The organism is Acinetobacter sp. YH12063 (assembly GCF_013419715.1).
GTDB classification, from domain to species: domain Bacteria; phylum Pseudomonadota; class Gammaproteobacteria; order Pseudomonadales; family Moraxellaceae; genus Acinetobacter; species Acinetobacter amyesii.
On the sequence record NZ_VOZO01000024.1, the window covers coordinates 1 to 10364 of the forward strand.

The window sequence follows — 10364 nt, forward strand, 5'->3', positions numbered from 1 at the left end:
AGCGCTATTTATAGATATATTTTTTGTATTTTTCTGTATTTTATTATCTACTATCCATTTAATTAATTGTTCTAAAGATTTTCTAGCCATAATTGTAGACATTTCGAGGTCTGAATACATAAGTTTTTCTGCTTTTTCAACACTTTTTTGGAGGTCTGGAAATCGCTTTTCTAGAAAATAAAAGTTTGACATTTCTATAAAATTCTTAGGTTACAAGATAAGTTACATTCTAAGGAAAGAGATAATTTATTAATAGCTGATCCGAAATCGAGAATAAAGATTTCTCTTTAAAATCATAAGATAAATATAATTTAATAATAGATTTCTATTTTTATCAGATCAAAATATAAAATTTTTCATACTTCAAATGATAGATAAGCCTCAATGTAAATGATCTCATTTCCTTGATCTGGATTCGAATCATTTAACATAATGGCGGTTATATGAAATGCAACTAAATTTAGTTGCATTTTTTAATTTCAAGGGACTATACTTAGTCGTAACTGAGTAGGGCTAAAATATGGGTAAAACGGAAAAGTTATTGGAAAAATTTGGAAATTCAAAAAATACGTTTCCATATAAAGATTTAGTCGTTTTACTGAGCCAGCTCGGCTATGAAAAATTTGAAATGGCAGGCTCTCGTGTTCGGTTTTTTAATGAAAAAACTGAACATATGATTTTACTGCATAGACCACACCCTGAAAATGAAATCAAAGGTGGGGCATTGAAAGCTGTAAAACAGGCACTCAAGCAGGAGGGATTTTTATGAGCTATTTAAAGTACAAAGGTTATCTCGGAACAATTGAGCCTGATCTTGAAACAGGTGAGTTATTTGGAAAACTTGCTTTTATTCGTGATCTTATTACCTATGAAGCGGAAACTTTAAAAGCCCTTGAGAAAGCTTTTCAGGAATCTGTAGACGGCTATTTAGAATCATGTGCTGAACTAGGAAAATCTCCTGATCAACCATTCAAAGGCACTTTTAATGTCCGTATTAGCCCTGAATTGCACCGTAAGGCGGTTTTAGCATCAAGTAATTCTCTAAATGCCTTTGTCAGTGATGCGATTCAAGAAAAGTTAATGCGTTTAGGTGCGTAATTTATTGAAGCCTAGGCTACTACCTAAAAATTGAAAAACTCAGCAAAAATGGGAGCTTAAAGCTCCCATTTTTAGTTTCGTATAAGGTGTATTATGTTAATTTTAGATAAATTAAATATTACTCCAAGGTATATGACTTCCTTTAGCTTCTAGGGCTATTCTATTTAATAGTTCATATCCATCCATTTCAGTGTTCAATAAGACTGCTGAAACACATTTTGAAAAAAATAAAACCATTTCTTTTTCAAAGTTACGTCTTAAATCAAAGCCTTCTAGACTTATCTTTTGCTGATTTTGTAAACCAAGAGCAGCTTTGAACGTAAGTTGAACAAAATTAGATGGATTAAACCCAGATTTATCAGTAATTGACATGAGTTTGTTATACTCTGCTAATTTTGCAGCATCTAACATAGAAAATGTCGCTTTTATTAACTCATTAGATGCATCTATTTGTTGAGAAACATTAGCCTTTGGCATGGAAGCTATCCATTCATGTGCAATATTTCTAATATCTAGATTAATTATATTTTTGCTATTTGCTAATTTTAAAACTCCTTTTAAAGCTAAAAAAAGTATAAAAATGATAAAGAGAATGATGAAAGCGATAATTTTCATATTGAATAAAGCCTATAAATTATTTTATTTCATACTTAACAAATCTATTCCACTCATCAATAGCATTTGATGCAGCTTTTTGATGATTACTAGCTTCACGGTTTTGCGTTTCAACAAAATCTGAGATACAACGCTTATATCTTTCTACACTATTCAAATATTGGGTTACTTCATATTCACTATTAAACTTATATGGTTTTGATGGCTTAGAACAAAGAACAGTTGGTGTGAACATGTGTGCATATAAAAAATTTGAAAATAAAATAGCACTTGTAAAAAAACTCAGCTGAATAAGCTTCATTATTTTCCCCTTTTAAATATAAATTTTAGATAGAAACTATTTTAACCCGAATTATTGATAAGAAATTTGGGTTATTTAACATAATAGAGGTTATACGAAATGCTTTTTAAAATATCCTTGTTTTTCATATAGTTGAATAATTTCCATCCCCCTAAAAAACCACAAAAAACCGACTTGGAAACAAGTCGGTTTCTTTTTGAGCTATTTTGATACTTCTTGCCAATAAAATTGATCAATTTTTAATCAAAATGTCATTTTTCTCTGCGTTATCAAGCCAGCGCTGGCTTAAATTATCCCCAATTTCTGCGGACAACTCTCGGGATAAAAATCCACCAATTTTGTACGCCTGAGCGCACATAAATTTAGGGGTTTTGCGGATATTCATAACCCCTTCTATTCAATATCATGAAGTCATAAGAGAACCGGACGTTCCGCAGAATAAAAATAAATAATCGCACAAGGATCGGCGGCACGACAGGAGTTATGCCAAGCGAACCAATACGAAAAAGCCCGACAGGATGTCGGGCTTTTTTTATTAAAAAAATATTTTAAATCATTGGATTAATCTCATTTTTGGAGCTTCGTATAACGTGTATTATGTTAATTTTAGGAAAACTTATAATTCAATTTTTTTCTTACTTTGATTAAAAAAACAATTTACATCAATTTATTTTTCTTACAGAATAGATTCAGATCAACGACTTGGTAACCAGCGAGTGGTTAAGCTAACCTCCTAGAAGGTCGATATTTGATCTACAACAAATTGAAGCGCCTTATATTGAGTTAATTGTGTGCCTCATTTGTATTGTATAAAAAAACCACCAATACAAAAACTAAAGCACACATCTGTAATTCAATATTAAGGATGTTCTCATGTCTGATTACTCATATTCGTACTTCATCTCTTTAAAAGATTTTTTTGCGAATACAGTTCAAGATACCGTAAAAGATACCAGTTTACATATTGGCCGAGGCCACTGCTTTGAGCTGATATCGGCTTTCTTTGGATTTAATACCTACGCTGCATTAAAGGCAGATGGTTTTCTTTCAAAAGATAAATATCAATATCAGCCTACAATTGATGTAAATAAATTATCTGAAAGGGCTAATCGTCTCGAAATTTCTCAACTAGTATTAGACATTGTAGAAGATTGTTTGTTATCACTGCATCGTGATGAGCAAAATCATCATATTTCTTTATCTAAAAGATTAGCTAGGAATGTAAAATATAACTGCTCTCTTTATAAAGGTCCTAGAGGTCCTATATTTGATGGTAGTGTATTTCTAGATGAGGAAGATTGGAAAAACTGCGGAGATATAGCTTCAAGTAACAAATTTGAAGATTATCTATTTATTGACATGCCGTGGCCAACTATAGCAACTATTGTATCAGTGCATAACAATCCTATTGATGGTTTTTATCCAATTAATCCAGATCCTATTTTAAATATCATTGCATTCTTATCTCCACGTGAAGTTCACAAACTCTTACGTGAAATGGAAAGTCAGTAATCTGGAGATTATTATGGAAATTTCATGTCCTACATGTAGAGGTCGAAAGGTTATAGATCTTAGATGCACCAGTTGTGGTGGCGGTGGTGAAGTATTCGATGGAGATAAAATCTGTCAATGTGAAGAGTGTTGTGGTGATGGAGTGTTAGAAGATCAAGACTGCTCTTCATGTGGAGGAGATGGTTTTATTGAAATTGATGAAGATTAAAACTCCATTATTCGTATTAGAAAGCCCGACATCTGTCGGGCTTTTTTATTTCTTATATTGCAGTATTGTTATATAGAGTAGGGGTTCTCAATAGATCGATCAGATCAGATTTTAAAGCCGGTTGTTCCCCGAAATCCTTAAATGCTCGAAGCGCTATAGAGGCGAGTTTTCGGTTATATTCTAGATTGCTACTTAATAATTCATGGGCATTTTTTGCATATAAAGCTAATAAAAGAGCGGTTCCTTCTTCGCTAACTGCATATAAAATCATAGAGTCGCATTCAAGAATATGGCTTCGAAAAAAAGGCCCTCTATTAGCAATATTATATTGATCCCATAAATCTTGTGCTCGTTGAGAAATATCCCCTAACAAAATATGGACATGACATAGCCCAGCATCTTTCACTATAGACGGATAATTGACGGGTCTATCCCGGCCAAAATCTTCGTGATAACCAGTACGCCAATAAGTAGCAAAAGATTGAGCTATTTCTAGTAAATACTTATATTTTTCAGAATCAGGTTCTGCGCCATCAAAAAATTCTAAGTCTACTTTTACTCTTTTTCTAGGAATAATCAAACAGCACCCCCTGTAACTATCAGTTTAGTATATAGGAAATGCTTGTTTAATTAGAAATTAATGTAAAAATTAGAGATCCAAATACTGACCTAGCTTATCTTCAGGTCGTTTCATATAACGATCTAAAGTAGATGTTCCTATTTGCTCAATTTGAGCTTTAGTTAATCTAACTTTTTCAGATAAACGTTTGTTATCAAATGCCTTTTTATTGAATTTCACTTGAGAAGCATGATAAGTCATAATATGCACCTCTTGTTGAACAAAGCAAAAATTAGTAGGAGCTTCAATCATAATTGTTGTCCTGTTATGCCTTTGAAAAAAAAGAATAAAATCTATTTATATTTCTTACTTAACCTGTAGGTTAATTATATTCATTAAAATAAATTTTAACTCAAGACGTACAGCATAATATTTAAACGAATTATCATAAGTTAATGATAATTATAATTTTTGTAAAAAAATAAAAAAACTTGACAAAGTTGAATTAAAATAATATAAGTCCTAAGGACTTATATTATTTTAATACTTAACATGCAAATTGAAGAAAAGTTACGAACATGGTTAATTGATGACTATGAGTTAGATGTCATATCGAGACAAGCCCTCTTTCAAAAATACCTCGAACTTTTCCTAAATGACTCTACAAATACAAAACCATTTTCTAATCTGAAATTTTACAAATTTTGTGAAAATCTAATAACAGATAAACTAGTTTATGGATTTAATAAAACATCAAGAGGATTTGGATTTTTTATTAAAAAAGGGAGAAATATTAATTCTGATATGGCTGTGAGTGCGCTTTATCCATTTGGATATATTAGTTATTTAACTGCAATGAATCTATATAAAATAGGCAACGTAGTAACGGATGGATTATATTTTACTACTCCAGATAGAAATCATTGGAAAAATTTATGTTTAAAGGAATTAAGAAAAAAATTTGAAATTTCATTCTCTATTGATGAAAGACCTTTAAGTTCAGATTATATAAATGTAAATGGGCTAATCATAAGTTCTCAATCAATTCTACATCCTTATCCTTCTGAAGGTGTTCTTGATGAAGCAGGATCTAATAGAAGTATTATTTTGACTTATAAGAAAGATTTAGTAGAAAGTGAATGGTGGAATAAAAGTAGGATTCAAAATATTGTGGATTTATATTTAGATATGTTCAGAATGCCTCAATATTGTGGAGGTCTTAACCATGTTATCACTATCTATAAAAAAAATTTTCAAGATATAGATCTCTTTAAAGAAATTACAATTTATTTAGATCAAAAAGGATCTATTATTGATAAAGCTAGATTCGGCTTTATATGTGATAAATTATTACACATAAGTGCTGAAGTTATAGATAAGTGGAAAATTGAACAAAAAGATAAAAGAGGTAGTTCTAGAAAGTTAATTGCAAATTTAGAGTTTGATTCCAGATTTGACCCTGAATGGAATATCTCTATTAATCATGAATATGCTAGAGAACTTTATAATCAAAATACATCTGAATAGCCCCGCTTTTGTAGACACTTTTGAGTTAGATAAACTGGCTACTTAACATAAAATCTCTTATGCGAAATTTAGTCATGACTAAACTTTTATTCCCATCTTCTCTTATTCTGTTCTAACAGTTTGTAAACATGACGTATATGAGCTCTGATGAGTTCATGAATGCGACCCACAAAATCACGGTCATATGCCTCATAAATACCTTGATTCATAGCTTTCGCCATCTGATTGAGATTACGTCCTAGAGCTGATAATTGCCCATTAGAGTCTCCTAGCAAATGAGCTTCATCTTGCCCAAAAAAATGAGCATCTTTTGTGACGTTTGCGGTAAGTACAGACAGAATATATTGATTCGTCTTCATTTTGCTTAGGGCTGCTCTTTCATCAATTTTCTTTAATAAACTTGGTTTAATTCTTAATTCTTTGCGTGTGGTTTTTTCAAAAACATCGATCGTGTCTTCTACTTTCTCCCTTTCAGCAATTTTTTCTCTTAACAGCTCCATGATCAATTCATTCGGATCTTGCTGCTCTGCCTGGGCCAAACTAAAGATTTTTTCAGCTAAATCATTATCCAGATGCAAGGAAAAATCCTGTCCAGAAAATGCAGGATCATTTTCTTTTTTATAAGCAGTTTCTAAAGCTTTCTGAAATGGCTCACCTTTCTTAACGCCTTGCTTCTCACACTTTGCCTCCCACCAATCAAGCACCGCTCGATCAATTCTAAAAGAAATCTTATTGTCTTTAGTCATGATTAATTCCGTAAGCAAAGTGATATTTTGCAGCTCTATATTTTAGAGTCTGGGTGACAAAATGGCAATTTTAACGGCTGTTGCCTATCCTGCCCTAGAAATCAATTCTTTGCATTTCCCCTATTTTTCTTTGTCATGACTAATTTTTTAAATGATATTCAGGAGTAAGAACTACATTAAAAACTGGTGCAATCAAGCCAATTGAAGATATTTGATTTAAGTTTCTTAAAGAGAAACGCGTAAGCGTGCATTCTGATCTGCTGATCAAAAATGAAAAAATCTCAAAAGCTAGAACCCAGTTTTTTAAATATGATTGAAGATCGCTTTTAAATGCGTTTTTAAGGCTCATTTGAATGAAAAGCACCCATAACTTATAAAATGGTAAATAGGAGCTAAAAATCGCAAATGAGAGCAAATTAGACTATGTTTTCATGCTTATCTTTTAAGAACCGAACGAGTGTCTACGAGTGACGTCCCAAAATTAAAATTCCAGAAGTCTTTTCCCTGATTACAAAGCTGCATAAGCCTATTCTCAACAAGAACAGAGCAAAGCGATTCGAGATTTATGCTGATGTATCGAGCGAAGCTCGAATAAAAAGTTTTATGAGCGAAGCGAATTCCGAGTGCTTTTGCTTTTTCTAAAAGTCACGAAAATTTGAATCAAAAATTGCCCCGACGAATCGAGCGAAAGCGAGATTCAATAGAGTTTGAGCGAAGCGAAAACCAAGGGCAATTTTTCATTCCCTGTGTTTTTAATTATTTTAAAGTTTTTAAATACTTTTAGACATGCTGAAAGCCTTTATTTATAAGGTTTTCAGCGCTTATATGTCCACGTTTACCTTGCAATATGTCCACGTTTACCTTGCAATATGTCCACGTTTACCTTGCAATATGTCTACGTTTACCTTGCATTAGTACACAAATAATATTAATGTGTACTTATACACAATAAAAAAATAGTGGCTATGAGAGATTTAGTTGTAAAAGACAATGCCTTAATCAATGCAAGCTATAACTTAGACTTAGTAGAACAACGTTTAATTTTATTGGCCATTGTTGAAGCAAGGGAAAGTGGTAAAGGAATTAATGCAAATGATCCCTTAGAAGTGCATGCAGATAATTATATAAATCAATTTGGTGTGCACCGTAATACAGCTTATCAAGCCTTAAAAGATGCTTGTAAGGATTTATTCGCGCGTCAATTTAGCTATCAAGAAAAAAAAGCTAATGGGAATGTTCGAAACGTTATGAGTCGTTGGGTATCTCAGATTGCTTATAACGACAATGAAGCAACTGTAGACTTAATATTTGCACCTGCCGTTGTTCCCTTCATAACCAGGTTAGAAGAACAATTTACTAAGTATGAATTACAGCAAATCAGTAGTCTTAGTAGTGCTTATGCCATCCGTTTATATGAACTTCTAATTCAGTGGCGAAGCGCTGGTAAAACACCCACGATAGAACTACAAGATTTTAGAAAAAAACTAGGCGTTCTTGATAATGAATATTTACGGATGGCTCATTTAAAAGAGCGTGTTTTAGAACTTTCAATTAAACAAATAAATGAGCATACGGATATAACCGTAAAATATGAACAACACAAAAGAGGTCGATCAATTTCAGGATTTTCTTTTACCTTTAAACAGAAAAAGAAGGACAGCCCATCAATAGAAAGAGATCCGAATACTTTGGATCTTTATTCAAAGATGACCGATGCTCAACGGCATATGTTTGCAAATAAACTTTCAGAACTCCCTGAAATGGGTCGCTATTCACAAGGAACAGAAAGCTATCCTCAATTTGCTGTTCGTATTGCTGAGATGCTACAAGACCCTGAAAAAATCAAAGAACTATCCCCATACCTAAAAAAAGTGGGATACATGCCATCAAATAAAAAGGACACCGTAAATGGCTAAGTTATCACTAAGTGAAGTATCTAAAAAATTTCATGTGGATAGATCAACCATTTACAGAGCTGTACGTAATGGACGTTTATCACGCTCCAGTGATGGACAATTCGATCTAGCAGAGGTCATCCGATGCTTTGGAGAACCAGAGCAAACATCTCAAAAAATTGAATCATCTAAGCAAGAAGGTGATGAATCTACAAAAAAACTTATTGCCCATTTAGAAAATGAAGTCAAAAAATACCAAGAACGTGAAGAACGGTTAATGCAACAAATTGACCGTATGCAAACACTCATTGAGCTGAAAAGTGTTGCACCTGCCACAGCAGCACCACAACAAGATGCTACGGCATGCGACACCGACCTACCACAGCATGCGACAACACAACAAGACAATGATAATAAAAAGAATAATGAATTAAATATTGCAGAAAATGTGGTAGTGCCACAGCAAGAAACTACGGCATACCACACCCAAACGCTACAGCATGCCACGTTGCAAAATGTGGCAGTGCCACAACACAAAAAACGTGGATTATTTGGCCGTGTGCTAAATGCTGTTTTTGATCATGACTGAGCAATCTAGGGAGAGAAATCATGCCGAAACTGAAAGACATTGCCCTGGGCATTATTGTGGCTCCGCTGCTGATCCCGATTATGCTGATTGCATCGTACCAGGATAAAAAGGCACTGAAGAAAGAGCTGGATGAACGCCAAAAAGAAAAAGACCAGGCATCCTGATTATTCAATTGACCTAATCAAGATCGTGGAACATTGTTCACTTATTAAGCGTGGAACATGAAAAATCCACAAAAAAGCCCAACTCAGCTGAGTTGGGCTTTTCAATACGAAATAAACTATTGAATTAAAACAAATAATTTAGAGCATTTCGTATAACGCGTATTATGTTAATTTTAGAAAATCTTAAATCTATATATTTTTTATGCTTCAAATGATGGGTAAGTCTCAATATGAAGTGATCTCATTTGCTTAAGTAGGATTCAAGTTAAATATAATAAGAATAGAAGACTATTTTTATTATATTTCAGATACTTTATATATATTACGGACGGCTCGTACATGACCCTCATAATCTAAATAATTATAGTTTGCGAAACATCCTTGATCAAAATTAACGCCTTGTATAATTTCAGATCCTATTTTTGAACAAGACCAATAAAACCCCCAATTATTTAATGTTGGTTTTATTAAAGCTTCAGGTGGGCAAAAGTAACCTATTTTATTTTGTTGCTTTAACCTTGCTAATTCTTGAATAGTCGGTAAACGCCAATCTGTAAAACCCCCTAATCTCAATTGTTTACACAAATTTTCAGCCTTACGCCAATCAACCCATGTAGCTGATCCTTGATGTCGCCCATTTTCCCATTTTTGTCCTATACTAATTCTTGCCCACATTAAATTATGCTTGCGATCAACCCATACACCATTATTAAGTAACTCATTATCTAAATTAGCGGTACAAGAGTCTTTATTAAAATTCTGAGTACTTAAGGTATTATTAATTTTAAAGTCAGAGTTTTTAGCACTATGAATAGGATTTAGTTTATTCACTGGAGATTTAACATATCCATATTCTGAAAAAAACCATGTAAAAATAATAAATAGATCTTCTATTAATATATTTACAGTGCTTTGTTTAATTTCTGAATTTTCATGAACTGCTTTATTTCCTAAGTTTTTAACTAAATACATTTTATTTAAAATATTTGGGGGAACAATATTTTTAAATTCTGGACTAGATAAAGCGCTATTTATAGATATATTTTTTGTATTTTTCTGTATTTTATTATCTACTATCCATTTAATTAATTGTTCTAAAGATTTTCTAGCCATAATTGTAGACATTTCGAGGTCTGAATACATAAGTTTT

16 protein-coding genes are annotated in these 10364 nt (G+C 32.6%); 8 read left to right on the forward strand and 8 right to left on the reverse strand.

The window, feature by feature from the left end; translation table 11 throughout:
* Nucleotides 1-192 (reverse strand): hypothetical protein (locus FTU12_RS16365; RefSeq protein WP_218955964.1); only part of this gene is annotated, 192 nt, incomplete at its 3' end.
* A 328-nt stretch (nucleotides 193-520) separates the two neighbouring features.
* On the opposite strand from FTU12_RS16365, the gene FTU12_RS15655 reads away from it, so the two are divergent.
* Complete coding sequence (locus FTU12_RS15655) at nucleotides 521-769, forward strand: type II toxin-antitoxin system HicA family toxin (RefSeq protein ID WP_004812233.1); 249 nt, start codon at nucleotides 521-523, stop codon at nucleotides 767-769.
* Nucleotides 766-1098 carry a type II toxin-antitoxin system HicB family antitoxin gene (locus FTU12_RS15660; RefSeq protein WP_004812232.1) on the forward strand — a complete coding sequence of 111 codons (333 nt, stop codon included), beginning with the start codon at nucleotides 766-768 and terminating at the stop codon, nucleotides 1096-1098. The genes FTU12_RS15655 and FTU12_RS15660 overlap by 4 nt, the downstream gene beginning before the upstream one ends.
* A gap of 111 nt (nucleotides 1099-1209) precedes the next feature.
* On the opposite strand, the gene FTU12_RS15665 is transcribed toward FTU12_RS15660, so the two are convergent.
* From FTU12_RS15665 to FTU12_RS15675, 3 genes are all read right to left on the reverse strand, one after another.
* Nucleotides 1210-1713, reverse strand: a complete 504-nt coding sequence (locus tag FTU12_RS15665; protein ID WP_163049780.1) for a hypothetical protein — start codon at nucleotides 1711-1713, stop codon at nucleotides 1210-1212.
* 19 nt (nucleotides 1714-1732) lie between these two features.
* Nucleotides 1733-2014 carry a hypothetical protein gene (locus FTU12_RS15670; protein WP_180114930.1) on the reverse strand — a complete coding sequence of 94 codons (282 nt, stop codon included), beginning with the start codon at nucleotides 2012-2014 and terminating at the stop codon, nucleotides 1733-1735.
* Nucleotides 2015-2246: 232 nt separating this feature from the next.
* Nucleotides 2247-2399 (reverse strand): hypothetical protein, encoded by a 153-nt coding sequence (locus FTU12_RS15675; RefSeq protein ID WP_180114932.1) that lies wholly within the window; start codon nucleotides 2397-2399, stop codon nucleotides 2247-2249.
* A gap of 488 nt (nucleotides 2400-2887) precedes the next feature.
* On the opposite strand from FTU12_RS15675, the gene FTU12_RS15680 reads away from it, so the two are divergent.
* Together FTU12_RS15680 and FTU12_RS15685 are read left to right on the forward strand one after the other, a co-directional pair.
* Nucleotides 2888-3526 (forward strand): hypothetical protein, encoded by a 639-nt coding sequence (locus FTU12_RS15680; RefSeq protein WP_180114934.1) that lies wholly within the window; start codon nucleotides 2888-2890, stop codon nucleotides 3524-3526.
* A 13-nt stretch (nucleotides 3527-3539) separates the two neighbouring features.
* Complete coding sequence (locus tag FTU12_RS15685) at nucleotides 3540-3734, forward strand: molecular chaperone DnaJ (protein WP_180114936.1); 195 nt, start codon at nucleotides 3540-3542, stop codon at nucleotides 3732-3734.
* Between the two features lie 52 nt (nucleotides 3735-3786).
* Here FTU12_RS15685 and FTU12_RS15690 read toward each other — a convergent pair whose 3' ends face one another.
* Nucleotides 3787-4314 carry a hypothetical protein gene (locus FTU12_RS15690; protein ID WP_180114937.1) on the reverse strand — a complete coding sequence of 176 codons (528 nt, stop codon included), beginning with the start codon at nucleotides 4312-4314 and terminating at the stop codon, nucleotides 3787-3789.
* 69 nt (nucleotides 4315-4383) lie between these two features.
* Nucleotides 4384-4605, reverse strand: coding sequence for a hypothetical protein (locus FTU12_RS15695; RefSeq protein WP_180114938.1), 222 nt, complete (start codon nucleotides 4603-4605; stop codon nucleotides 4384-4386).
* Nucleotides 4606-4845: 240 nt separating this feature from the next.
* Between FTU12_RS15695 and FTU12_RS15700 the strand changes: the two genes are divergently transcribed.
* A complete protein-coding gene (locus FTU12_RS15700) occupies nucleotides 4846-5820 on the forward strand; it encodes a hypothetical protein (RefSeq protein ID WP_180114939.1) in 975 nt (324 codons plus the stop codon).
* A gap of 86 nt (nucleotides 5821-5906) precedes the next feature.
* Here the strand turns inward: FTU12_RS15700 and FTU12_RS15705 are convergent, their stop codons facing one another.
* A complete protein-coding gene (locus tag FTU12_RS15705) occupies nucleotides 5907-6566 on the reverse strand; it encodes a plasmid mobilization relaxosome protein MobC (RefSeq protein WP_180114940.1) in 660 nt (219 codons plus the stop codon).
* A 965-nt stretch (nucleotides 6567-7531) separates the two neighbouring features.
* Here FTU12_RS15705 and repM point away from each other — a divergent pair.
* The 3 genes from repM to FTU12_RS15720 are packed head-to-tail and all read left to right on the forward strand — an operon-like array spanning nucleotide 7532 to nucleotide 9214.
* Nucleotides 7532-8482 carry a replication initiation protein RepM gene (gene repM, locus FTU12_RS15710; RefSeq protein WP_163169826.1) on the forward strand — a complete coding sequence of 317 codons (951 nt, stop codon included), beginning with the start codon at nucleotides 7532-7534 and terminating at the stop codon, nucleotides 8480-8482.
* Nucleotides 8475-9050, forward strand: coding sequence for a plasmid replication DNA-binding protein (locus FTU12_RS15715; protein ID WP_180114941.1), 576 nt, complete (start codon nucleotides 8475-8477; stop codon nucleotides 9048-9050). The genes repM and FTU12_RS15715 overlap by 8 nt, the downstream gene beginning before the upstream one ends.
* Nucleotides 9051-9070: 20 nt before the next feature.
* Entirely contained in the window at nucleotides 9071-9214 is a 144-nt protein-coding gene (locus FTU12_RS15720) for a hypothetical protein (RefSeq protein WP_001125247.1), read from the forward strand.
* Nucleotides 9215-9511: 297 nt separating this feature from the next.
* Here the strand turns inward: FTU12_RS15720 and FTU12_RS15725 are convergent.
* Nucleotides 9512-10364, reverse strand: an 853-nt coding sequence (locus FTU12_RS15725; RefSeq protein WP_180114942.1) for a DUF1566 domain-containing protein, incomplete at its 5' end; no start/stop codon positions are given.